The 22,372-nt window shown below is 71.7% G+C and carries 28 protein-coding genes; 15 read left to right on the forward strand and 13 right to left on the reverse strand.

From position 1 onward, the window contains the following. Positions 1 to 8: 8 nt before the first annotated feature. Both ahcY and ACZ561_RS32455 read left to right on the forward strand, forming a co-directional pair. Positions 9 to 1,409, forward strand: a complete 1,401-nt coding sequence (gene ahcY, locus ACZ561_RS32450) for an adenosylhomocysteinase (RefSeq protein WP_471001884.1) — start codon at positions 9 to 11, stop codon at positions 1,407 to 1,409. Next, the gene (locus tag ACZ561_RS32455; protein WP_471001887.1) at positions 1,409 to 2,086 is read left to right on the forward strand and encodes a maleylpyruvate isomerase family mycothiol-dependent enzyme; all 678 of its coding nucleotides are present in this window, start codon (positions 1,409 to 1,411) and stop codon (positions 2,084 to 2,086) included. The genes ahcY and ACZ561_RS32455 overlap by 1 nt, the downstream gene beginning before the upstream one ends. Here the strand turns inward: ACZ561_RS32455 and ACZ561_RS32460 are convergent. Together ACZ561_RS32460 and ACZ561_RS32465 are read right to left on the reverse strand one after the other, a co-directional pair. After that, a complete protein-coding gene (locus tag ACZ561_RS32460) occupies positions 2,073 to 3,047 on the reverse strand; it encodes a hypothetical protein (protein ID WP_471001890.1) in 975 nt (324 codons plus the stop codon). The genes ACZ561_RS32455 and ACZ561_RS32460 overlap by 14 nt on opposite strands. Before the next feature lie 403 nt (positions 3,048 to 3,450). Then, the gene (locus ACZ561_RS32465; protein ID WP_471001893.1) at positions 3,451 to 3,690 is read right to left on the reverse strand and encodes a hypothetical protein; all 240 of its coding nucleotides are present in this window, start codon (positions 3,688 to 3,690) and stop codon (positions 3,451 to 3,453) included. A 108-nt stretch (positions 3,691 to 3,798) separates the two neighbouring features. On the opposite strand from ACZ561_RS32465, the gene ACZ561_RS32470 reads away from it, so the two are divergent. The 6 genes from ACZ561_RS32470 to ACZ561_RS32495 all read left to right on the forward strand — a co-directional run bounded on the left by ACZ561_RS32470 (position 3,799) and on the right by ACZ561_RS32495 (position 6,861). Then, entirely contained in the window at positions 3,799 to 4,620 is an 822-nt protein-coding gene (locus ACZ561_RS32470) for a helix-turn-helix domain-containing protein (protein WP_471001896.1), read from the forward strand. Continuing rightward, a complete protein-coding gene (locus tag ACZ561_RS32475) occupies positions 4,613 to 4,804 on the forward strand; it encodes a DUF397 domain-containing protein (RefSeq protein ID WP_471001899.1) in 192 nt (63 codons plus the stop codon). The genes ACZ561_RS32470 and ACZ561_RS32475 overlap by 8 nt, the downstream gene beginning before the upstream one ends. 149 nt (positions 4,805 to 4,953) lie before the next feature. Then, positions 4,954 to 5,232 carry a hypothetical protein gene (locus tag ACZ561_RS32480; RefSeq protein WP_471001901.1) on the forward strand — a complete coding sequence of 93 codons (279 nt, stop codon included), beginning with the start codon at positions 4,954 to 4,956 and terminating at the stop codon, positions 5,230 to 5,232. Between the two features lie 63 nt (positions 5,233 to 5,295). Continuing rightward, positions 5,296 to 5,613 (forward strand): DUF2087 domain-containing protein, encoded by a 318-nt coding sequence (locus tag ACZ561_RS32485; protein WP_471001904.1) that lies wholly within the window; start codon positions 5,296 to 5,298, stop codon positions 5,611 to 5,613. Next, on the forward strand, positions 5,610 to 6,236 hold the full coding sequence (locus tag ACZ561_RS32490) for a LysE/ArgO family amino acid transporter (RefSeq protein ID WP_471001906.1): 627 nt from the start codon (positions 5,610 to 5,612) through the stop codon (positions 6,234 to 6,236). Before ACZ561_RS32485 ends, ACZ561_RS32490 begins: the two co-directional genes overlap by 4 nt. Before the next feature lie 103 nt (positions 6,237 to 6,339). Further along, the gene (locus ACZ561_RS32495) at positions 6,340 to 6,861 is read left to right on the forward strand and encodes a hypothetical protein (protein ID WP_471001909.1); all 522 of its coding nucleotides are present in this window, start codon (positions 6,340 to 6,342) and stop codon (positions 6,859 to 6,861) included. 21 nt (positions 6,862 to 6,882) lie between these two features. Here ACZ561_RS32495 and ACZ561_RS32500 read toward each other — a convergent pair whose 3' ends face one another. The 3 genes from ACZ561_RS32500 to ACZ561_RS32510 all read right to left on the reverse strand — a co-directional run bounded on the left by ACZ561_RS32500 (position 6,883) and on the right by ACZ561_RS32510 (position 8,599). Beyond that, the gene (locus ACZ561_RS32500; RefSeq protein WP_471001912.1) at positions 6,883 to 7,173 is read right to left on the reverse strand and encodes a hypothetical protein; all 291 of its coding nucleotides are present in this window, start codon (positions 7,171 to 7,173) and stop codon (positions 6,883 to 6,885) included. A 120-nt stretch (positions 7,174 to 7,293) separates the two neighbouring features. Then, positions 7,294 to 7,788 carry a hypothetical protein gene (locus ACZ561_RS32505; RefSeq protein ID WP_471001915.1) on the reverse strand — a complete coding sequence of 165 codons (495 nt, stop codon included), beginning with the start codon at positions 7,786 to 7,788 and terminating at the stop codon, positions 7,294 to 7,296. 76 nt (positions 7,789 to 7,864) lie between these two features. Beyond that, positions 7,865 to 8,599: a PIG-L deacetylase family protein gene (locus ACZ561_RS32510; protein ID WP_376441639.1), complete on the reverse strand. Its 735-nt coding sequence runs from the start codon at positions 8,597 to 8,599 to the stop codon at positions 7,865 to 7,867. A 141-nt stretch (positions 8,600 to 8,740) separates the two neighbouring features. On the opposite strand from ACZ561_RS32510, the gene asnB reads away from it, so the two are divergent. From asnB to ACZ561_RS32540, 6 genes are all read left to right on the forward strand, one after another. Next, positions 8,741 to 10,567, forward strand: coding sequence for an asparagine synthase (glutamine-hydrolyzing) (asnB, locus tag ACZ561_RS32515; RefSeq protein WP_471001918.1), 1,827 nt, complete (start codon positions 8,741 to 8,743; stop codon positions 10,565 to 10,567). A gap of 91 nt (positions 10,568 to 10,658) precedes the next feature. Beyond that, positions 10,659 to 11,567, forward strand: a complete 909-nt coding sequence (locus ACZ561_RS32520; protein ID WP_471001921.1) for a PrpF domain-containing protein — start codon at positions 10,659 to 10,661, stop codon at positions 11,565 to 11,567. 91 nt (positions 11,568 to 11,658) lie between these two features. Then, a complete protein-coding gene (locus ACZ561_RS32525; protein WP_471001924.1) occupies positions 11,659 to 12,402 on the forward strand; it encodes an SDR family oxidoreductase in 744 nt (247 codons plus the stop codon). Positions 12,403 to 12,452: 50 nt separating this feature from the next. Then, positions 12,453 to 14,018: a class I tRNA ligase family protein gene (locus tag ACZ561_RS32530; RefSeq protein WP_471001927.1), complete on the forward strand. Its 1,566-nt coding sequence runs from the start codon at positions 12,453 to 12,455 to the stop codon at positions 14,016 to 14,018. A gap of 116 nt (positions 14,019 to 14,134) precedes the next feature. Then, positions 14,135 to 15,442, forward strand: coding sequence for a D-inositol-3-phosphate glycosyltransferase (gene mshA, locus ACZ561_RS32535; protein WP_471001931.1), 1,308 nt, complete (start codon positions 14,135 to 14,137; stop codon positions 15,440 to 15,442). A gap of 207 nt (positions 15,443 to 15,649) precedes the next feature. Then, positions 15,650 to 15,850, forward strand: coding sequence for a hypothetical protein (locus ACZ561_RS32540; protein ID WP_471001934.1), 201 nt, complete (start codon positions 15,650 to 15,652; stop codon positions 15,848 to 15,850). Positions 15,851 to 15,980: 130 nt separating this feature from the next. Here the strand turns inward: ACZ561_RS32540 and ACZ561_RS32545 are convergent, their stop codons facing one another. The 7 genes from ACZ561_RS32545 to ACZ561_RS32575 all read right to left on the reverse strand — a co-directional run bounded on the left by ACZ561_RS32545 (position 15,981) and on the right by ACZ561_RS32575 (position 21,737). Further along, positions 15,981 to 17,033 (reverse strand): LuxR C-terminal-related transcriptional regulator, encoded by a 1,053-nt coding sequence (locus tag ACZ561_RS32545; protein ID WP_471001937.1) that lies wholly within the window; start codon positions 17,031 to 17,033, stop codon positions 15,981 to 15,983. A 108-nt stretch (positions 17,034 to 17,141) separates the two neighbouring features. Then, the gene (locus ACZ561_RS32550) at positions 17,142 to 18,158 is read right to left on the reverse strand and encodes a LuxR C-terminal-related transcriptional regulator (RefSeq protein ID WP_471001940.1); all 1,017 of its coding nucleotides are present in this window, start codon (positions 18,156 to 18,158) and stop codon (positions 17,142 to 17,144) included. 166 nt (positions 18,159 to 18,324) lie between these two features. Beyond that, on the reverse strand, positions 18,325 to 18,753 hold the full coding sequence (locus ACZ561_RS32555) for a Fur family transcriptional regulator (protein WP_471001943.1): 429 nt from the start codon (positions 18,751 to 18,753) through the stop codon (positions 18,325 to 18,327). A 69-nt stretch (positions 18,754 to 18,822) separates the two neighbouring features. Then, the gene (locus ACZ561_RS32560) at positions 18,823 to 19,665 is read right to left on the reverse strand and encodes an SAM-dependent methyltransferase (RefSeq protein ID WP_471001946.1); all 843 of its coding nucleotides are present in this window, start codon (positions 19,663 to 19,665) and stop codon (positions 18,823 to 18,825) included. Positions 19,666 to 19,845: 180 nt separating this feature from the next. Continuing rightward, positions 19,846 to 20,325, reverse strand: coding sequence for a GNAT family N-acetyltransferase (locus ACZ561_RS32565; RefSeq protein WP_471001949.1), 480 nt, complete (start codon positions 20,323 to 20,325; stop codon positions 19,846 to 19,848). Positions 20,326 to 20,451: 126 nt separating this feature from the next. Beyond that, complete coding sequence (locus tag ACZ561_RS32570; protein ID WP_376433803.1) at positions 20,452 to 21,363, reverse strand: M56 family metallopeptidase; 912 nt, start codon at positions 21,361 to 21,363, stop codon at positions 20,452 to 20,454. Beyond that, the gene (locus ACZ561_RS32575; protein ID WP_329125474.1) at positions 21,360 to 21,737 is read right to left on the reverse strand and encodes a BlaI/MecI/CopY family transcriptional regulator; all 378 of its coding nucleotides are present in this window, start codon (positions 21,735 to 21,737) and stop codon (positions 21,360 to 21,362) included. The genes ACZ561_RS32570 and ACZ561_RS32575 overlap by 4 nt, the downstream gene beginning before the upstream one ends. Positions 21,738 to 21,875: 138 nt before the next feature. On the opposite strand from ACZ561_RS32575, the gene ACZ561_RS32580 reads away from it, so the two are divergent. Then, on the forward strand, positions 21,876 to 22,031 hold the full coding sequence (locus ACZ561_RS32580; RefSeq protein ID WP_471001953.1) for a hypothetical protein: 156 nt from the start codon (positions 21,876 to 21,878) through the stop codon (positions 22,029 to 22,031). 30 nt (positions 22,032 to 22,061) lie between these two features. Here the strand turns inward: ACZ561_RS32580 and ACZ561_RS32585 are convergent, their stop codons facing one another. Then, complete coding sequence (locus ACZ561_RS32585; RefSeq protein WP_015035316.1) at positions 22,062 to 22,343, reverse strand: metal-sensitive transcriptional regulator; 282 nt, start codon at positions 22,341 to 22,343, stop codon at positions 22,062 to 22,064. Positions 22,344 to 22,372: the final 29 nt, after the last annotated feature.

Genomic DNA, 22,372 nt, shown 5'->3' on the forward strand with positions numbered 1-22,372 from the left:
CGTTGACCATGCCTGACAACGACTACAAGGTCGCGGACATCTCCTTGGCCGAGTTCGGCCGCAAGGAGATCACGCTGGCCGAGCACGAGATGCCCGGCCTGATGGCGATCCGCCGGGAGTACGCGGAGGCCCGGCCCCTGGCCGGCGCCCGGATCACCGGCTCCCTGCACATGACCGTGCAGACGGCCGTCCTCATCGAGACGCTCGTCGCGCTCGGCGCCGAGGTGCGCTGGGTGTCGTGCAACATCTACTCGACCCAGGACCACGCGGCCGCCGCGATCGCCGCCGCCGGGATCCCGGTCTTCGCCTGGAAGGGCGAGACCCTGGAGGAGTACTGGTGGTGCACGGAACAGGCCCTGACCTGGCCCGGCGCGATCGGTCCCAACATGATCCTGGACGACGGCGGTGACGCCACGCTCCTCGTCCACAAGGGTGTGGAGTACCAGAAGGCGGGCGAGGTCCCGGACCCGTCGACGGCGGACAACGACGAACTGCGCGTCGTCCTCGAGCTGTTGCGGCGCACGTCGATCGACTGGACGGCGCTCGCCGCCGGGATCCGCGGGGTCACCGAGGAGACCACGACCGGTGTCCACCGCCTGTACGAGATGCACCGCGAGGGTGCGCTGCTCTTCCCGGCGATCAACGTGAACGACGCCGTGACGAAGTCGAAGTTCGACAACAAGTACGGCTGCCGGCACTCCCTGGTCGACGGCATCAACCGGGCGACGGACGTGCTGATCGGCGGCAAGACGGCCGTGGTCTGCGGCTACGGCGATGTGGGCAAGGGCTCGGCGGAGTCGCTGCGCGGGCAGGGCGCGCGGGTGATCGTCACGGAGATCGACCCGATCTGCGCGCTCCAGGCGGCGATGGACGGCTACCAGGTCGCGACCCTGGACGACGTGGTCGAGACGGCGGACATCTTCATCACGACGACCGGCAACAAGGACATCATCATGGCGTCGGACATCGCCAGGATGAAGCACCAGGCGATCGTGGGGAACATCGGCCACTTCGACAACGAGATCGACATGGCGGGGCTCGCCCGGATCCCCGGCATCGTGAAGGACGAGGTCAAGCCGCAGGTCCACACCTGGACCTTCCCCGACGGCAAGGTCGTGATCGTGCTGTCGGAGGGCCGGCTCCTCAACCTGGGCAACGCGACCGGGCACCCGTCGTTCGTGATGTCGAACTCCTTCGCGGACCAGACCCTGGCCCAGATCGAGCTCTTCACCAAGCCGGAGGAGTACCCGACCGACGTCTACGTGCTCCCGAAGCACCTGGACGAGAAGGTCGCGCGGCTCCACCTCGACGCGCTGGGCGTGCGGCTGACCGAGCTGCGCCCGGAGCAGGCGTCGTACATCGGGGTCCCGGTGGAGGGACCGTACAAGCCGGACCACTACCGCTACTGATGTGTACGACTGACGTGCGCGACCCCGATGTACGTGATCCGTGGCTCCCGGACCGGCTGCTGCGGACGGAACGGGACGCGCTGATGCCGTTGCTGCGACGCATTCCGGAGGCGGCGTTCGACCTGCGCACCGCCTGCCCGGGCTGGACGGCCCGGCAGGTCCTCGCGCACTGCGCGGCGGCCCTCGTCAGGATCGTCGAGGACCGCCTCGAAGAAGGCGTCTTCCTGCCGGAGGCCAACGCGGCCGACGTCGCCGAGCGGGAGTCCTGGCCGCTCGGCCGGATCCTCGACGAACTGGAGCGCGGTTTCACGGAGGCCGGCCCGGTGATCGCGGAGACCGACGGCACGCTGGACGCGGTGGCGCTGGGGGAGTGGGTCCACGCCGGAGACGTACGGGAGGCCTTCGGCGCCCCCGGCGCGTACGGCGGCGCCGGGCTGGAGCTCGCGCTCCCCCTCCTGTCGGTCACCAGCCGCAGACGGGAGACCCCGGCGCTCGTCGGGGTCCTGCCGGGCCGCCCCGAGCCCGTCACCCTCGGCAACAGGATCGCCGGCCGTCCCCCGGCCCGCTTCCACGGCGAGGCGTCCACCTTGATCCGTATCTACGCGGGCCGCCCGCTGGTCCGCACGCGCTACGCCCTGACGGGCGCGACGGAACAGGAACTCCTCATCTACCGCTGAGCGCGTGGCTGTCGCACGCGGCGCACAGCGACTCGTCCGCGACAGGCCGGAACAGCGTTGCCTGGTCGTGTGCGCCCGTGCACTCCCGTGTCCCGGCCAGCCGCGCCGACAGCTGCGGCCCGGTGCCTGTCGGCGTGGGTACGGGTGGCCGGGGCGCTACCTCGCGGAGCAGGTAGCGCACCAGCCCACCGGGCCGGTGAACGGGTGTACCAGTCACGGGCAGGCTGCGCAGGATGTGCTCGTGCACGTCGGCGGAGGTGTGCCCGGCGACGAGCCAACGGGCGGTGAGGTGGGCCAACTCGTCCCGCATGCCCGGCGGGATGTGCCGCAGGACGGGCGAGAGGAGTGGCAGCGCGCCGACGAGAGCGCGGGCCTCGCCCAGGTGCTCGCCCGCTCGGGGCACGTCGCCGGCCGCGCCGGCCGCGCCGGCTGCCACGGATCCGCCGGTCTCGACGGTCTCAGCGGGCTCAACTGGCGCAACAGCGACGGGCGGAAGGTCGGAGGTGTCTCCCTCTGGGTGTTTCTCTGGATGACCGCCGGTTGGCGGGGCCTCCGGTTCACCGGCGGCCGGAATCCCGTGCCCCGGTGTCACCTGCGGTGACACTCGTAACGTGCTGGTCCGTACGGGCGGCATCCCCGCGAGGATTTTCGTCGCCTCGCCGACGCTCAACGGCACGCTGGAGACGAGCTGTTGGGTCTCCCAGAGCCCACCGGCGCCCTGTACGCGCCGCTCGTGGACGAAGCCCTCGTCCTTGAGCTGTCGCTTGGCGCGGGTGAAGGCGCATGACCCGATCCGGGCACGTTCAGCGGTACGGGAGAGGGATTCCCTCGCGCCCTGGGGGAGGGAGAGCTGCCAGGTCAGGAGGCGAACGGCGTCGGAGCTGAGACGGGGATGCCGGATCAGCTCGTGGGAGAACTGGGTGAAGGCGCGCGCGGGCGCGCTAAGGTTGCGGTAGATCACGGGAGGTGCTTGCTCCTGGCGGTCGAGGCCCTCGCTGATGGGTGCGAACCATCGCGGGGGCCGTTTTGCGCGAACGTACCGGACGGCATATGCCCGCGCCGACACACAGAGTGAAGAACCGCCCGAACGAGTGACGCCCTCTCGTATGTGGGCATTCGGTGCGCAATTGCTCTGCGCGGCGATCAGGACCCCGGACGTACGGGCGACGTGCTGATGATCCGCAACGCCCCATGCGGGGTCAGGCCCGCGCGCTCCTCCGGACTCGCCGTCCAGCACTGCTCGGCTGCCGCTTCCCACACGTATCCGCTGGGGCGGACCAGGGTCAGTACGCTTCCGTGGACGTCGCGGACTTGGCCCGTGAGGGCCCGGGTCGCGTCCGTCACGACATCGCCCGTCCGGTACCTCACTGTTCCCGCCGGGCTGCGCGCAGGACGGCGGTGAGCAGCTTGGCCCCACTCACTGTGACGGTGCCAAGCCCGTAGAGGTGGAGATCGGCCCCGCTCGTTGCTCGCCTGACGTCGCGGTACAGGCCGGCGGTGGGGAGGCCGGCTCCCTCCATCGCCGCCTTCAGGTCGTGGAACACCTGGGCGGCCTCGGGCTCGGAGACGGGGCGGATCGGGGGAGCGTTCGTGGTCGTACGCATGGAGGCTCTCTTTCTGATGGATCTCCTCCGGGATGTCCCAACGATGACGTGGATGCCCCTACGCTCACCAGGAGTTGGGTTCCCAGGCACAGGTGAGGAACGGGGCATATGCCAGGAGCTAAGGAACTGGACCCCGGGGACGGCATCGAGCAGTACCTCGGAAACATGGTGCGCGAGGCACGCCTGGCCCTCGGCCGTGACTGGACGCAGGCGTACGTGGCGACGAAGGCTTTCAGCAGCGGGAGCCGGATCTCCGGGATCGAGCGGGGCGAGGACCCACCGGACCGGGATCTCGCGAAGAAGCTGGAGGTCGTCCTGCGGCTTCCGCCGGGTTCTCTGGTGAACCTCGTGAAGATCCTGACCGAGCAGAATGTGCGCGACTACGCGAAGACGTACATGCGGCGGCAGCTCGAAGCGACCGCCATTCACGAGTTCTCCCTCGTCGTGCCCGGCCTGCTCCAGACCGGCGGCTACGCCCGCGCGGCGATGGAAGCGGGACTCGCGGGCGACTCGGCCCAGATCGGTGACTACGTGCGGAGGCGACTGGAACGCCAGGAGGTACTCGACCGGCCCGACCCGCCCTGGATGGTGATCGTGCTCGACGAGGCAAGCCTGCGCCGCGACATCGGTGGCAGTCAGGTGATGCGCGAGCAGATCGAGCACCTGCTCGCGATGGGCGAACGCCCCACCGTGAACATCCAGGTACTCCCGATGAAGGGAACACCCCTGGCTGGCTCCGTCGCTCTTCTCACCCTCCCCAAGGGGGAGCGCGGGGCGTACACGGAGGGGTTCAGCACGGGCAACTACACCGAGGAACCGGCAGAGGTGATGCGATTTCAGCGCGTCTATGATCTGCTCCAACAGGGTGCGTTGGGCGTCCGGGCGTCCTTCGAGCTGATGCGTGCAATCGCGAAGGAACACGATGACTGAGACCTCCCCGAACTGGCACAAGAGCACGTACAGCGGCAACGACAACGACGCCTGTGTCGAAGTGGCCGACAACCTCGCCCACGTCCGTGTCCGCGACACCAAGGACCACACCAGGGGCGAGCTGACGGCCACCCCGGCCGCCTGGGCCGCGTTCACCGCGTTCGCGAGCGCCCACACGCTCTGACCGCGCCCCGGCCCCAGCGCCCTGGCCCCGCCCTTCGGCGAGGCCGTTGTCGTGCGCGTGGTGCCCGTTCGGCCTCCTCGCCATGCGGGGGTGGGGGACAGCTGATGTGCTGGTCGGGAACCCATCCCTCCACGTACGGGAGTACCACCATGGCCGTCATCGTCGTCGTCGAATTGCCGGGCGTCACGAAGGATCAGTACGAGGAGAACCACAGCAAGATCCACGCCGCACCGTGGTGGCCGGTCGACGGCTTCGTCTCCCACGCGGGGGCGCCGGCCGACAGCGGCTGGCTCGTGGTGGATGTCTGGGAGTCGGCAGAGGCGTTCCAGGGGTTCATGGAGAAGGCAGGGCCCACCTTCCAGGAGGTCGGCATGCCCCAGGTCCAGCCGAAGATCTACGAAGCCGTGCACGTGGACATCGGCAGCTAGCCGAGCGGGCCCCGGCGGGAAAACCCGTTGCCGGGCGAGGGCCCGCGCGCCACGCTTCGGCGCATGACTTCCCACCCCGTGGCCTCCATTGCCCCCGTGGCGGACCTCTTCTCCGCCGAAGGACGACTGAAGGCGATCCCGCGCAGGGCCCCGCGCCGCGCGCAGCTGCTCACCCACCTCGCCGAGACGCTCTTCGAGCCGACCCGCTCGTACACCGAGCGCGAGGTCAACGAGGCGCTCCTGACCGTTCACGAGGACTTCCCGGCCCTGCGCCGCTACCTCGTGACCGGCGGCCTGCTCTCCCGTACGAAGGACGGCGCCAGCTACCGCCGACAGCAGCAGCCCGGCTCCCCCGGAGGCGCGACCCTGTCCGTCGCGTGACCGCCGCGGTGGTGGCCGGCCTGCTCGCCGGCTACGGAATCGCGATCCCGGTCGGCGCCGTCGGCGCCTACCTGGTGGCGGTCACGGTGCGCACGAACTGGCGTACGGGAGCGGGCGCGGCCCTCGGCGTGGCCGCGGCGGACGGGGTGTACGCCCTGATCGCGGTCCTCGGCGGCTCGGCGCTCGTGCCGCTGCTCGCTCCGGTCATGGCGCCGCTGCGCTGGGCCTCGGCGGTGGTCCTCGTGGGCCTCGCCGCCCGTTCCGCGTGGACGGCCCTCTGTGCCTACCGTGCCCGGGACCTCGCGAGCCGGGACGACCGCGACAGCCCCCTCACCCCGTCGCGCGCCTTCCTCACGTTCCTGGGCATCACGATCCTGAACCCCATGACCGTGATCTACTTCGTGGCCCTGATCCTGGCGACGGGCCCCTCGGGTCCGGCCACCCCCCTGGACCGTACGGCCTTCGTGCTCGCGGCCTTGGTCGCCTCCGCCAGCTGGCAGCTCTTCCTGGCCACGGGCGGGGCGCTGCTGGGCCGCGGCCTGACGGGGCCGAGGGGGCGGCTCGCGACGGCGCTCGTCTCGAGCGGTCTCATCGCCGGACTGGCGGTCCACCTCGTGACCTGATCGGATCATCCCGGGGCTGGGCGGCCACCGACCACCTCACCGGCCGCACCGGCTTCGGCGTGCCAGCGGCGGAACCGCACGTCACGTCCCCCAAGCTGGTGGCATGAACGGTGACGACTCGGGCGGTGGGCTTCAGGCGTCGGCGCGTGGATGGATGTCGCTGCAGTTGCCGGTGCTGGGATTCGTGGGGCTGTGCGGTGCGCTCAAGAGCGGGAACGGTACGACCGCCCCGAGGGTCGTGGAGGCGGTCGCGGGTGTGCTCGTGCTGCTCGCCCTGGCCGTCGCCTGTCTGTCGACGTATCTGGTGGCGCGGACGGCCTGGCCGCTCTTCGGTGGGCCCGGGCCGGGCGGTGACGCGGGGGAGGCGCGGCGGCTACGGACGGGGATCGGGCTCACCTTCGCCGCCGTGGCCCTGACGGCGGCCGCCGCCACGGTCGCCTGGTGGCCGGAGCCCGAGTCGGCGGATTCCGCCGCACTCGTGGAGGTCGCGACCTCGTCGGGCACCTGGTGCGGGTCGCTGCTGCCCGGTACCGAAGGCGCGGTGCGGCTGAGCGCGGAGGGGCGGTCCGTGGACGTGCCGCTCACAGGTGTTCTCGGCGTGACGCCCGTGACGGCCTGCCGCTGAGGCCGGAGGACCGCCCAGGGGTCAGCGGACCCCGCGCGTACGAGCGGCCGCCATCAGCGCGACCGCGGTGACCGCCATGCCCGTTCCGGCGGCCATCACCCCGCAGCGGGAGCGCCAGGACATGACCGACCAGCAGGACTGCGCCGACAGCAGGGAGCCCGTACTCAGCCAGGACCCGATCGAGGCGACGGAGGCGGCCGAGCCGACGGACCCGACGGAGAGGACCGAGCCGACCGAGCCGATCGACAGACAGGACCCCACCGAGCCGATCGACAGCACGGAGTCACGCGACCAGAGGGAGAGCGTCGACATGCCTCCATCGTAGGTTCGCGGCCGGGGCGTCACGACCGGACCGACCTCGCCTCTCCCCCACGGTCACGCGTGACGCCCGCCTCCGGCCGAGGGAGGGTGCCGACGGCGGCAGGACGCCGGTCACGTGGAAGGAGCCGGCGAGTCCACCCGTCGGTACGCCCGGTCCCACAGCCAGGGGTGATGTCGGGTCCGGCCCACGAGGTCGCCGCTGTGCGCCGCGGCCACGGCGCCGACGATCGGTGTGGCGAGGAAGGCGAGCAGGGTCGGCAGGTAGCCGAGGTCGGTGGCGAACGCCACGACGAGCGTCTCGGGCAGGAACAGCGCGCTCGCGACGGCTCCGGCGAGCAGCCCCCGCAGCGGAGCCCGAGCGGTGAGCCGGTCGGGCGCCAGGGCGAGCGCGCCGCCGGTCGCGGCACCGAGCAGCACACCGACCGCCATCGTCCCGCCGACCGCCACGACGCCGCGCAGGATGCCCATGAGGGCGTCCCCGCGCATCCCGGTGAAGAGCCACGCGATGGCGTACACGAGCCACAACAGCCCGAAGAAGCCCCCGGGCCCCACGGCGATGCGCACCCCGAGCCGAATGCCTCGACGGACCACCTGTGCGACGGTCACATGCCCCCCAGCCTGTCGTCACGTACCTCGGCGGGTACGCCCCACGTCAAGGTAAGGCATTCGCCGGAGGCCGAGCTCAGTCGATGTGGACGATCTGGAACGCCTCCGCCATCCGGCCCGCCGGCAGTCCGCCCGCCGTCGCGTGTTCGCTCAGCCAGTCCCGTAGCAGGCCCGCCAGGTCGTCGAAGTGGGCCGTCTGGGACGTGTGGATGCGCAGCGCCTCGACCTTGCGGTCGAAGACCGGGGTGACGTCGACGTACTGATTGGGCGTCGGGCCCGTCATCAGCCACAGCTCGTGGACGATCCACGGCTCCAGGCCCTCCTCCTTCAGGAGGGAGGCGTGCGCGAAGGGGTTGCGGGCTTCCGGGTAGATCGCGCGGAGGCAGGCGTCGCCGACCGCGCGGTGGTCGGGGTGGAGGTCGGCCACGCGCGCCCAGTTGATCTCGGGGGAGGGGATGATCGCCCGCTGCGGGCGCACCTCGCGGATGACCCGGCACAGGTCGCGGCGGAGTTCCACGCTCGGTTCCACGAAGCTGTCGGGGTAGCCGAGGAAGCGGACGTCGGCGACACCGCTCAGCTTGGCGGAGTGGACCTGTTCGGCGCGGCGCAGGTCCGCCATCGCCTGGCGCGGGAGCTGTTCGTCGTAGCCGCCGGCGCCGCCGTCCGTGACGATGCAGTACGTGACCCGGGTGCCGCGCTCGATCCACTGCATGACCGTGCCGCTGACGCAGAACTCGATGTCGTCCGGGTGTGCGGCCACCACGAGCAGGGACGCGGGGGCGGTGCGATCGGTGTGGTCGAAGTCCTCCATGGGGTCAGCCTGTTGGGGTGGCGGGGGCGCTGCAAGGCCAAGCCGTGGCGTGAACCGGACATGGCACTTACGCGCCATTCAAAAACTTGGTAGATTCAAATCATTGGTAGTGCTGGGTGACGTGATTGGAGGGTGACCGGTATGTGCAGGATCCTCGGCTCCTTCGCCGCCGGGGCGGCGGCCCACGCGGCCCGCCCCGAGCCGGCCGAGCTCTCGGCGGTCTCGGCCCGTCAGCGGCACGGCGGCCCCGACGAGCACCAGGTGCTCAGCGGGCCCGGCTGGTCGCTGGGGTGCGATCGCCTCGCCGTCACCGACCCCTGCGGCGGTCAGCAGCCCTACCGGCTGCCGCACCTGCCCGGGATCCTCGCCGTCCTCAACGGCGAGATCTACAACCACGCCTCTCTGCGCCGGCACCTCGCCGCCCGCGGACACCGCTTCCCCGACCGCTGCGACGGCACCGTGCTGCCCGCGCTGTACGCGGAGTACGGCCCCGCGTTCGCCGACCACCTCGACGGCATGTTCGCCGTCGCGGTCCTCGACCTCAGGCCCGGACGTACGCAACTCGTCCTCTCCGTCGACGACATGGGCATGAAGCCGGTCCACTGGCACCACGATCCCGCCGACGGCTCCACCCGCTTCGCCTCCGAGATCCCCGCGCTGCTCGCGTTCGAGGGCGTACGGATCGCCCCGCGCGAGGACTCCCTCGACACCGTCCTCGCCACCCGCACGTCGTTCTCCGCCCACACCGCCCTCGACGGCATCGAGGTGCTCCCGCCCGGCGCCACCGCCGTCGTACGGCCGGGATTCCGGCCGTACGTACGGCGCCGCACCCCGCACCCGGCCGCACCGGCGGGGGACACACAGGACGTGCTGCGCAGCGAGGTGCGCCGGCTCGGCCGGGCCGAGGTGCCCGTCTGCGCGATCACGAGCGGCGGCCTCGACTCCGGGCTCGTCACCGCGCTCGCCGCCGAGCACGCCCGGGAGGCCGACGCGCCGCCGCTGCACACCTTCCACCTCACCTACCGGGGCAAGTGGCCCGACTCCGAAGCCGCGTATGCCCGTTCGGTCGCCCGACGCGCCAGGACCACACACCACGAGGTCGCACTCGACCCCGACGAGCTCCCCTCGCTCCTCACCCGCACCGTCCGTCACCTCGGCCAGCCCAACGCCGACCCCATCGCGCTCTCGACCTACGCGCTGTTCCGTGCGGTACGGGAGGCCGGCTTCACCGTGGCCCTCGCCGGGGACGGCGCGGACGAACTCTTCGGCGGGTACGACCGGATGCGCGCCGCGCTGGACACCCCGGCGGGGCCGGAGGGGGCGGACTGGGCGGGGGCGTACGCGGACGCGCTGTCGGCGGCGCCGCGGCTGCTGCGCGAGCACCTCTACACGCCGTCCTACCGGGCGTTCATCGCCGACCAGGGTTCGGCCGCCGACCGGATCGAACAGGAGCTGCGCTCGGCGGAGGCGGCCGGCGCGGACCGGATGGTGGCGATGACGGGGTTCGAGACGCGCTGGCGGCTGCCCGCGTACCACCTGCGACGCGTGGACCATCTGTCGATGGCCTGGGCGGTCGAGGCGCGGATGCCGTTCTGCCAGCCGTCGGTGGTCGCGCACGCCCGCTCGCTGGCGCCGGCGGCGCTGCGGGGGAAGCGGGCGCTGTACGAGGCCGGGGCGGACCTGCTGCCGCCCACGGTCCTCACCCGGCCCAAGCAGCCCTTCACGCTGCCGATCGCGGCCATGCTGACCCCGGGCGGCCCGCTGCTCGACACGGTCCGCGAACTCCTCTCCCCGGCCCGCCTGGTCCTGGGGGGCAAGGTCCGTGCCGACCGCGTCCAGAAGCTCCTCGCCCGACAGCTCGAACGGCCCTCGCAGCACGACGCGTTGGCCCTGTGGGGGCTTGCCGTGCACGAGCTGTGGTCGGACGTGGTGCAGGGCATGAGGATCCCGGTGGGTTGTGCGGCATGAGGCCGGCAAGGGTGCTGCCGGGCCCCGGGGAGGCCTGGGCGGCGCCCCCGGCGCGCCGCGCCGGAATCCGGGCGCCGCGTCCCGTGGCGCCATGTCGCCCGTGGTGGCAGCCACCGTCGTACGGGCGGAGGACGCGCCCGGGCCCACGCTCGTCGTAGAGCTCGGCCAACTGCCCGACGGCGCACTGGCGTTGCGCGACGAACTCGGCACGCTGCGCCGGGCCCTCGCCGGGACGCCGTACGCCCGGCTGAACAAGTTCGCGCTGTACGGCTCCTCCACCCGCCCCGGCCGTGACCTCGACTACCGCTTCGTCCAGGCCCTCCCCGACGGCGGCTTCGACTTCCGCACCGGCTGCGGCCACTCCCTGCTCGCCTGTGTCGTGGCGTCCGGCCGCCGGGGGCCGGTCACCGTCCATGCCGTCACGACGGGCGACCTCGTGCGCTGCACCCCCGAAGCGGACTCCGGCGCGTACTCCCTCCGCTTCCGCCGGCCGCCCGACACCCCCGGGACACTCCCCACCGGCCGCCCCGTCGACGTCCTCGGCGGGCTGCCCGTCTCCCTCGTCCGGTACGGCAATCCGTACGCGTTCGTCGACGCCGCACACCTCGGGATCCGCACCGCCGAGGGGCTGTTCAGGGCCGATGACGCCACCCACCGGCGGCTTCTCGCGCTGCGCGCCCACGCCGCCCGGGTGCTCGGGCACGCACCGCACTCCGCCCTGCCCAAGATCGCCGCGTTCACGGCCGGGCCCGGTGGGCTCGCCGTCCGCGCCCTCACCGTCGGCGGCTGGCACCCCCGGCTCGCGCTCACCGGCGCCGCCGCGCTCGCCACCGCGGCCGCGCTCCCCGGTACCGTCGTACCGGCCCTGGACGGGCCCGTGCACAGCCCCGGCGGACCCGTGGCCGTCTCTGCCGACGACCACTCCGTCGCCGTCCACCGCAAGCGCGCGACCGTGCTCGACAGGGTCGAACTGCCATGGCGTATCCACGCAACGGCGTGAACGCGCACCCCTCCCACCACGCTCCGACGCCGATTCCTCTGCCACGCTGAATTCGACCGGCAACCGGTATCCATGGGGAGAGCGGACGAGCATGAAATTCGAGAATCTGCGTGTCGTCGTGACCGGAGCGTCCCGCTATTTCGGCCGCGCGCTCGCCGTCGGATTCGCGCATCTCGGTGCCGAGGTCTATGTCTCGGCCCGCACCGTCGAGGCCGCCGAGCGGACCCGTACCGAGGTCATGGGCTCCGCCCGCGACCGTATCCACGCGTTCGGCTGCGACCTCAGCAGGCCCGCCGAGATCCGCGAGTTCGCGGCGCGGGTCGGCGAACGCACCGACCGGGTCGACCTGCTGGTGAACAACGGCGCCCGCTGGCTCGACGGCATGGACCTGGAGGCGGCAAGCGACGACCAGATCGTGGAGACGATCGAGTCCACGGCCGGCGGTACCGTCCTGATGGTCAAGCACTTCCTGCCGTTGCTGCGCGGCTCGCTGCGGCCCGACATCGTCAACATGGTGGCCGTGCGGGACGCCGGGGGCGCCTCCGCGGTGGCGGGCGCGGCCCATGAGGCGTTCTGGGCGGCGAAGAGCGCGCAGGCGGGCTTCGCCGACATTCTCTCGCGCCGCCTCCGCCCGTCCGGTGTCCGGGTCTTCTCGCTCTTCCCGCCCGATTTCTCCACCTCCGATCCGCGCTTCGCGGAATGGGACGGATCGAATCCGGACGGAATAGCACCGGACGAGAAGCTGACAACCCAGGCCCTTTTCGAATGCATCGTCTATGCCGTCGAACAGCCCCGTGACTGCTTCATCCGCTCTTTCCATTTCGAACCTCGCTGAAGCCGAGCACCTCGCTGAGGCTCACCGCATCACAGCGTCAAGGAGGTCCCTTGAGCACCCCTGTCTGGATCACCGCGACCCCTCCGGCCACCCATGGCGAACTGCACATCGGCCATCTCGCGGGGCCGTACGTCGCCGCCGACGTCCTGTCCCGGTACCTGCGCGCCGAGGGCGAGCCCGTACGGTTCACCACCGGCACCGCCGACCACGCCAGCTCCGTCGAGGTCCGGGCGCTGCGCCACCACCGCAAGCCCGAGGAGGTCGCCGAGGGCTACCGCGCGGCGATCACCGCCGACTGGCTCCGCTCGGGCGTGGAGTTCGACCACATCGTCCGGCCGCGCCGCGACCGCGGCTACGGCCGCTGGGTGCAGGACCTCTTCAACAGCCTGCACGCGCAGGGCGTCATCGCGCCCCGCACCCGCCTCCTGCCGTACTGCGAGCCGTGCGAGCGCTGGCTGTACGGCGCGCACGTCACCGGCACCTGCCCGCACTGCGGCGCGGTCAGCGACGGTGGGATGTGCCACGAGTGCGCCCGGCCCAACGACGGCGGCGACCTGATCGCGCCCCGGTGCTCGCTCTGCGACACCGCCGCGCTGTCCCGCCGCTGCCGCCGCCTCTACATCCCCCTCGAACCCTTCCGCGAGACACTCGCCGACTACTGGGCCACCGCCGGCCTCCCGCCCCGGCTCGCCGCGCTGTGCGAGTCCCTGGTGGAGGACGGGCTGCCGGACATCGCCGTCGGCCACCCGGCCGCGTGGGGGCTCCAGGTGCCGGTCGAGGGCTTCCCCGACCATCGCGTCGACGGCTGCTTCGAGGCCGCCGCGATGCACCTGTTCGGCTACGACACCAAGGGCCCGCTGCCGAGCCGAGCCATCCACTTCTGCGGATTCGGGCACGCCTTCTGCCATGCCGTGCTGCTGCCGGTGATGCTCCTGGCCCAGGGCATCAAGCTGCCGCAGGACTTCTGCGTCAACGAGTCGTACGTGATCGAGGAGGGCGTCCAGGAGGGCAACGTCTGGGCGCTCGACCTGCTCACCGAGTTCGGCTCCGACACCCTGCGCCGCCATGTCCTGCAGGCCCGCCCGCTGGGTCGCCGCACGGTCTTCCACCGTGACCGGCTCGCCGCGGCCCGCCGAGAGCTGGACGAGAACTGGAACAGCTGGCTCGCGCGGCTCTTCACCTCCGTACGCGAGGAGTGCGCGGGGCTCGCCCCGGAGGCGCTGCCCGGCGGCACCGGCTGGGAGATCCTGGACCGCCGGCTGTACCGGGCCGTCGAGGACCTGCGCGAGGCGTACGGCCCCGATGCCTTCGACCCTCGGCGGGCGGTGGCCGTCCTCGACGAGGTGGTCCGCTCGGTGGCCGACTTCGGCCACGTCAACGCGCACGAGCGCTGCCGGCCCACCACGGCATGCCGTCATCTGCCCGCTCTCGCCACCCAGTTGGCCGTCGCCTCGGCGCTGTCCGCCTGGGCCCGGCCGGTGATGCCGGAGGGCGCCGACCGGCTGGCTGCCGCGCTGAAGGTCGAGCCCGGCCGGGCGATCGACGTCTCGGCCCTGACCGGGCCCCTGCCGGGCACCCGGCTCGCCCCGCCGTCCGGCCCCGTCTTCGGATTCTGATCCAGCCCCCGACCCCCTCCGAACAGCCCCCATCCCCACCCGATCCACCCCCACCGCCGCGTGGTCGTGCGCGACGCAACGCAGGGACACGTGGCCCGCCCTCACAGGAGCCCCACGTGTCTCTGCGCGTCGCCATGCTCAGCGTCCACACCTCCCCGCTCCACCAGCCAGGAACCGGGGACGCCGGTGGGATGAACGTCTACATGGTCGAACTCTCCCGGGCCCTCGCCGAACAGGGCGCCGAGGTCGATCTGTTCACCCGCTGCCGGGGCGAGGACCACCCCCCGCTCGTCGATCTCGCGCCGGGCGTTCGGGTCCGTCATCTGCACGCGGGTCCGTGCCGGGCGCTCCCCAAAGAAGCTCTGCCGGGTCTTGTCGTGCCGTTCTCCCTGGCCCTGCTCAAGGCGGACCGGCGCTACGACCTGATCCACTCCCACTACTGGCTCTCCGGGCAGGCCGGCCGGATCGCCTCCGCGGGCTGGCGGATACCGCTGGTCCACACCGCGCACACGCTGGCCCGGGTGAAGAACGCGGCCCTCGCGGAGGGCGAGACCCCCGAGCCCGAGCTCCGGATCCGCGGCGAGCACCAGGTGATCGACTCCGCCGACCGGCTGATCGCCAACACGGTCGACGAGGCCGAGGCGCTGGGCGCGCTGTACGGGGCTTCGGTGCCGCGCACCGAGGTGGTGCGGCCGGGGGTCGATCTGCGGACGTTCCGGCCGGGTGCGGGGCGCGCGTCCGCCAGGGCCCGGCTCGGGCTGCCGGCCGATGCCTTCATCCCCCTGTACGCGGGCCGCATCCAGCCCCTCAAGGGTCCCGATGTGCTCGTACGGGCGGTGGCGGAGCTGCTGCTGATGGCGCCCGATCTGCGTCGCCGGCTGCTCGTCCCGGTCGTCGGAGGTCATTCCGGGGCGAGCAGGGAGGGCTCGGCGTGGCAGCTGGCGCGCGAGCTGGGGGTCACCGATGTGCTGCGGCCGTGTCCTCCCGTACCGCAGTCACACCTTGCGGACTGGTACCGGGCGGCGGATGTTCTCGTGGTGCCGTCGCGCAGCGAGTCCTTCGGTCTGGTGGCCCTGGAGGCGCAGGCCTGTGGGACGCCGGTCCTCGCGGCCGCGGTGGGCGGGCTGCCGACGGCGGTGTGGGACGGGGTGACTGGGCTGCTCGTCCGGGGACACGACCCGGTGGAGTACGCCCGCCGGCTGCTGTGGCTTGCGACGCATCCGAAGGCGCGGGAGTCGATGGGGGAGGCGGCGGTCTGTCATGCCCGGGGGATGAGCTGGCGTGGATCCGCCGCCCGGACGATCGGGGTGTACGAGACCGCGATGAGTGGGGCAGGAGCGGCGGCACGCCCCTGCCCCGGCGGCCTCCCTCTCCTGGAGGAACGAGAAGGCCGCAGGACCAGCCTAGCATCTCTTTTGGTCTGACCAAAGATATGTAGCGCTCCGGATCTCTCAATTCCGTTGCCCTGTCACCGGATTGGCGGAATGACGCATCCACGCCATGGCAGATCCACGCATGGAGAATCTCTGGATCCGTATCCCGGGGCGGGCCAATATGGAGATGTCTTCAGGGAGCGCCCGGCGGCACGGGCCCCCGAAGTCGGAATTCCCATTCCAACTCCTGGAGGAATCATGTCTGCTGTGCGTATCCCGGCCGTCCGCAAGACCGTCCGCCAGTTCGTCGTCGCGATGGTGGCGTGTGCGGCCGTCGCGGGTGGCGCCGCGCTGGCCGCCGCCCCCGGCACCACCTCGGCCCCGACCTCGCAGCAGGCCGGCGCGGAGAACGACTGGCCGAAGGCGCCGAGCCCGTCCCCGGTCGCGCCCACCAACTGACGTGACATCACGCTGAATTCAGCTGGGGAGTCAGCGGTAATCAGCTGGAATAGGGAAAGCCCCGCGGTCGCCGTAACGGGCGCCGCGGGGCTTCTCCGTTCCCCGTCCACTCCGGGAGCGGAGTTTGGATTCAGTCCAGCCAGCCGAGGCGTACCGCGCGCACACCGGCCTCGAATCTGCTCGACGCCCCCAATTCCTGCATGAGTTCGGAGAGCATCCGGCTCACCGTGCGCAGTGACACCCCGAGGTTCCGGGCGATCTTCTCGTCCTTCATTCCCGAGGCGAGCATGTGGAGCGCCGCCCGCTGCTGCTCCGAGAGTCCGTCGCCACCCCGCTCCGGCGCCGCGTCGTCGCCGTACGGGGTCGCGGTGTGCCAGCAATGTTCGTACAGGCCCAGATAGGACCTGACCAGCACCGAGCCGCGCGCCAGGATCGCGCCCTCGCGGGGCTCCTCGGGCCGGATCGGCACCAGGGCGAACTGCTGGTCGGCGATGATCATGTTCATGGGGATGACGGGCGCCAGGCGGATCTCCACGCCCAGCGCCACGCGCCGGCTCAGCAGCTCCGCGAGCTCGGGCCGCACCGCGTCCTGGCTGCGGTAGATGGCGCGGACACGCACGCCGTTGCCGATCTGGCGCCGGTCCCGGTCCAGCATCCGCTCGGGGATCTGCCGGTTGGGTCCGCCGGGGTGCATGGCGGCCGAACTCTCCTGCATCACATCGGTGATGTCCTCAAGGGCCTGCTGGATCCGGCGGTAGTCGGTGATGGCCTCGACGGCGATCTCGGAGCGGGCCAGCGCCCCGGCGCGGAGGAAGGTTTCCGCCAGCGTCTCCAGGGTGGAGTAGGCCCTGTCGGCCTCGGCCAGATGGTCCCGCAGCCGCTCGCGCTCCCGCTCGAGCAGGCGGAGCAGGGCGATCTCGGGATCGACGGTGGCCACCGTGTCCGTGTCCGGTTTCCAGCTGGTGTCCCGGATGTCGGCGATCGTGGCATGGGTCTCGGTCGTCGGCACGATCAAGCCGAGGGAGGTCAGTTCGACGCGACATCGCTCGTACTCCTCCGGCGCCAACCGCAGCGCCGAGCAGGCCTCTCGGAAGCTCGACACCCCGCGCCTGCGCAGCTCCTGATAGAGAGTCAAAAGCGCCTCGGCGGCCAGTCCTTCCCTGCCGTCGTCCGTCGTGGCCATGGCGCTGTGACCCCCCTCGTCGATCCCCGTCTCCCCACACCACCCTGTCACAGGGGGCGGCGGATGTCCCCGTACGATCTTGGCCACGTCACCTCGGACCGGCCCGTGTCACAGCTCCCGGTCGCGTACCTCGCCGTCCAGGAGGCCGAGCCTGGCGGCCTTCACCCCGGCCTCGAACCGGCTCGCCGCGCCCAGCTCCTGCATAACCTCGGAGAGCAGCCGGCTGACCGTACGCAGGGACACCCCGAGGTTCTTCGCGATCTGCTCGTCCTTGATGCCGGAGGCCAGCATCCGCAGCGCGGCCCGCTGCTGTTCGGACAGCCCGTCGCCGCCGTGCTCGGGCTTCTCCTCGTCGCCGTACCGGGTGGCGGCGTGCCAGCAGTACTCGTACAGCGCGAGATAGGAACGGACCAGGCCCGGCCCGCGCGCGAGGATCGCCGCGGACCCCGGGTCGTGCGCGTCGGTGGGCAGCAGTGCGAAGTTCTCGTCGGCGAGCACCATGTTCATCGGTACGACGGGGGAGAAGCGGACTTCCACCCCGAGGGCGGCCCGTTCCTCCAGATGCTGGGCCATGTCCGGTACGGAGCCGATGCGTCGGCTGTACACGGCGCGGACGCGCACCCCGCGCGCGGTCCAGCGCCGGTCGCGCTCCAGCTCGGCGGCCATGTCCTCACGCCGTACCGAACCGGTGTGCAGGGAGTGCACCGAGGTCTGCACGGACGCGCCGAGGCGTGCCAGCTCCTGCCCGATGCGGTGCGGGTCGGAGACGATCTCGACCTCGACCTCGGAGCGGGGGGCGGAACCGGCCCGGAGGAAGGGGCCCGCCAGGGTCTCCAGGGTGATCTGGGCCCGGCTGGTCTCGGCGAGCCGGCGCTCGAGCCGGTCGCGCTCGCACTGCAGAAGGCGGACCAGGGCCACGTCGGGGTCGATCACCGAGCGCGTCGTGTCGGCTTCGATCAGACCGAGCGTGGCGAGGTCGCCACGGCATCGTTCCCGCTCCCCGGCGGAGAGGGCGAGGCCGTCCGCGACCTCGTCGAAGGAGCAGGAGGGGTGGGCACGGAGCTCCAGGTAGACCGCGAGAGCCTGTTCGCTTCCCGTACGCGTCCCGGTGGCGTTTTTGGACACAGTGCAGCAGACTCCCCTCGGATCCGTGCGGATCCCGTTGAATCGCCCCGCTAGACCCTGCCACAGATTCGAACGCAACGCACGGTGTTCAAGCGGTCTCAGGGTGCGGTGCGGTACGTGTCCGTCAGGGCCGTCCGGTACCGGCGTCCGGTTCCTGTGGGCGGTCTCAGGAGGCGGCGGACTGTGCGCAGTCGGGGCACAGACCCTTGAAGACGATCTCGGCGTCGGTGGTTCGCCAGTCGGGCAGGCTGCCGCGGGGCGGGGTGGGCGCCTTGGCGTCGACGTTCTCCACGCGGCCGCAGTGCACGCACAGCGCGTGCTGGTGCCGCGGTCCGGAGATCTCGAAGACGGCCGGCATCCCGGGGCGGTCGAACTTGCTGACCAGGCCCGTCTCCTGGAAGTGCCGAAGCATTTCGTACACCGCCTGGCTGGTGAGCGTGCCGAGACGCTCGCGGGCGGTGGCGGTGATGGCCTCCACGTCGAGGTGGCCGGCCGACGCGAGCACCGTGAGCACCTCCAGGCGGGGGCCCGTGACCCGCAGCCCGACATCGCGCAGGCGCTGGATCACCGCCTCGCGGCCTGTCGGCTCATCCACGACTGCCATCTTCTCCGCCTGGTCGGTTCAAACTTTTGCAGGCATCGTACCTCTTGGTTTTCCTTGATGTCAGTCGTCCGCACGACAGACGAGCAGCACGCTCTCGGTGCGTTCGTCGATCCGATGCCGCCGCCGGCCCTCGATGTGCAGGCCCGCGGAGCGCAGTTCCGCCGCGAGGCGCTCCGGGTCGACGATCCACTTGTCGGTGGTCAGTACGGCGCGCTCGGTGGAGAGTTTGCCGGTCCGGGCGGCGTAGTACGTGATCCGTTCGCTCATCTCGGCCAGGTCGAAGACCTGCCGGGCGACCACCCATTCGTCGATCCCGTCGAACCGCGGTACCTGGAAGGCCCAGGTCCGCCGCGGTTCGGCGACGAGTCCGGGGAGCAGGTGGGAGGTGTAGTCCAGGGCGAGGGCGCCGCCGGTGTCCAGGTGCGAGGCGATCTCGCGCAGCAGACCGGGGCGGGCCCTCGGGGGGACGGCGGACACCATGGCGCCGGCGAGCAGGGCGAGACGGTAGCTGCCGTGCAGACGGAGTTCGGTGAGATCGGCGCGGGTGGTCACGATCAGATCGGCGACCTGCGGGCCGATGCGACGGGCCCAGGCCTGGAGCCGCTCCAGGGCGTCGGCTTCCCGGTCGACGGCCTCGACTGCGAAGCCGTGCCGGGCGAACGGGACGGAGAGCCGCCCCGCGCCGGAGCCGAGGTCGAGCACGGGGCCGGGGCCCTGGGTGGCGCGGGCGAGGCCGAGGTAGCGGACGATGTCCGCGCTGTGCGGGCCGAGGAGGGCGTCGTACAGCCAGACGGAGTCGGCGTCACCGGGGGCGACGGACTCCAGTCCCGGGAGGGTGTCGGTGGTGAGGCCGTATCGGGACGGCAGGACCGGCGCGAGCGCGGCGCCGCTCTGTTTCTGCATCGCTCCTCCAGGGGCTCGCTCGGTCCATGCCGTCCGGACGAGGAACCCGTGCCGCCGGGCCCGCGCCGCTGTGACCATCCTGAAGCGGGGTCGGGCCCGGGGGCCAGCGGATCGGGCGGCGTGAACACGCGATGGCGTTGATCTGCCAGGGGTGTCCGCGGGAGGGGGCTGGAGTGTGCGTCAGACCCCGCGGGCCAGGCGCGTGGGGGTCAGCGGGGTGAAGCCGCGCGTCTCGTAGAAGGGGAGCGACGGGTCGCTCTCCGTCGGGAGGCTCACGCGCTGTTCGCCGGCGCCGAACCCCTTCATGCGGTCCGTCGTCGCCGCGAGGAGCGCCGAGCCGATGCCCCGTCGGCGCGAACCCTCCGCGACGGCCAGCGCGTACAGTTCGCCCTCGCCCGGGACCGGGACCCCGCCGGCGGCCGCGCCGACGACCGTGCCGTCCGTGTCGGTGGCCACCAGCCAGCCGAGCCAGCCGGGCGCGCCACCGGGAATTTCAATTTCCGCTCGGATACGGGGGAGTGCGCATTGCGTGGAGATCAGTCGACGCACCGGGATTTCACCGAGGATTCCGTCGTAACTACCCCGAATGGCGGCCGCCAGCAGTCTGGATATCGTCGTCGCGTCGGCGGCAGCCGCCGTCCGCACGTCAGCCAGCTGCATTGGTCCGTACCCTTCGACGTGCCGAGCCCGAGCGTCAACATACCCACAATAGCCGGGAATTCAGTCCGATGTGACCGATGTGAAATCTACGAATTCACTTAGTAAATAGGGACTGAACCGAGTCAATTAGTTGGGGAAGGAACAACAGGCGATGATCAGCGGCGCGACCGCGAGACCTCCGGCGGCGACCGTCGACAACCCTCGCAGTACGGGATGTCCCGCGCTGTGCGGAGCGAGGATGCGGCGCATCCGCAGCGCCGCCGACGGCCCGCCCGCCGCGAACGCCTCGCGGGGTGCCTGGCCCGAGGCGAGGGCGTACAGCGCGGTGGCCAGTGCGTCACGCGTGCAGCGCCGCAACGCCCGGTCGTCCGCCGTCATTTCGAGCAGCAGCGGTACGGCGGTCCCGCCGTGCCGCGCGAGGGGGAGTCGCGGGAACACCGCCGCGAACGCTTCGGCCGCCGCGACGAGAAGATGGTGGCGGCCGGTGATGTGAGCCCGCTCGTGCGCGAGCGCCGCCGCCAACTGGGCCTCGGTGAGCGTGTCCACGGCTCCCGAAGAGACGACGACACGGCGTGAGCTGCCGGGCAGGCAGTAGACGGCCGGTCGCGCGTGGTCGAGCACGGTGGCCCGGATCGCCGGGTCGTACCGCCCGACCAGGCGCAGCACTCTCGCGTGCCGCAGCCGGGCCCGCCGGGCCCGCAGCAGCTCCCGTACGTATCCGGCGACCGGCAGCGCGAGCACGACGAGGCCCAGGGTCAGGGCGAGTCGTTCGCGGCCGGTGAGGGTCAGAAGCCGCTCGGGGGCGGGGATCTCGAGCCCGAGATAGACGTCGCTCAGCCGGTGGCTGCTGTCCGCCGGCAGGGTCAGGTGGGCGGCGAGGAGCGCGGTCGAGACGGCGAACACCGCGCCGCTCACCGCCCAGACCGCCAGGGCGAGTCGGGGCACCTGCTGGGCCCAGCGGGCGCGTGCCAGGAGCCAGGGGATGAGCAGCCCGGAGGAGAGGGCGAGGCCGAGCGGTGGCAGGAGGTGGTGGTTCACCCGAGCTCCCCGCCCTGGGCGCGTCGGGCGGAGCGGAGCGCCGCGTCGAGGGCCGCCATGTCCTCGTCGGAGATGGTCTCCACGAAGCGCAGCAGCGCGGCCGGCCGGTCGGCGCTGTCTCCGAGGGCGTCCTGCATCAGGGCCGCGGTGTACTCCTCGCGGCCGCGGACCGGTTCGTACAGCCAGGCCCTGCCCGCCTTCTCGCGGCGGAGCCAGCCCTTGCGGTGGAGGATGTCCGCCACCGTCATCACCGTCGTGTAGGCGACCCGGCGCCCCAGATTGATGTCGTCGACGATCTCGCGGACCGTGGCGGGCCGTTGCCAGGCCCACAGTCGGTCCATGATCTCGGCCTCCAGCTCTCCCAGCCGGCGCACGCGCATCCCCTCCCCCTCAGGTCCTGCCCGGTCGATCATGCCGGGCTCCGGCCTGATCAACCGGGCAGGGCCACGGGCGGCCCATCGTACGGGCCGTCCATCCTGCGAAGATATACCCCCCAGGGGTACGATGGCGGGATGTCGACCCTCATGAAGAACCGCCCCTGCGCGAAGGTCTGCGGCCCCGGTCCGCCCGGTTCGGTGGAGCTGACGCTCCTCCGGCAGGTGCTCGGGCTCTGTCTTCGCCTGAGCATCACGCTGTCCGCCGACTGCCCTTCAAACAAGGGCGGTTGATCCCCTCACGGAGGCGTACGTCTCCGGGGCCTACGTCCTGATCAGCCGGGCGATCGCCTTGGAGGCCTCGCCCACCTTCACCTTCGCCTGGTCCCCGCCCTGGGCGATCGCCTCGGTGACACAGCAGCTGAGGTGCTCGTCCAGGAGGGCCACGGCGCAGGACTGGAGGGCCGCGTTGATGGCGGAGACCTGGGTCAGCACGTCGATGCAGTAGACGTCCTCGTCCACCATCCGCTGCACGCCCCGGACCTGGCCCTCGATGCGCCGCAGGCGCCTGATGATGTCTTCCTTGTGCTGTCCGTAACCGGCCACGGAGGTCTCCTCGGGTGTCCGCAGGGATG

The sequence above is a fragment of the Streptomyces sp. NPDC039609 genome (genome assembly GCF_055596705.1).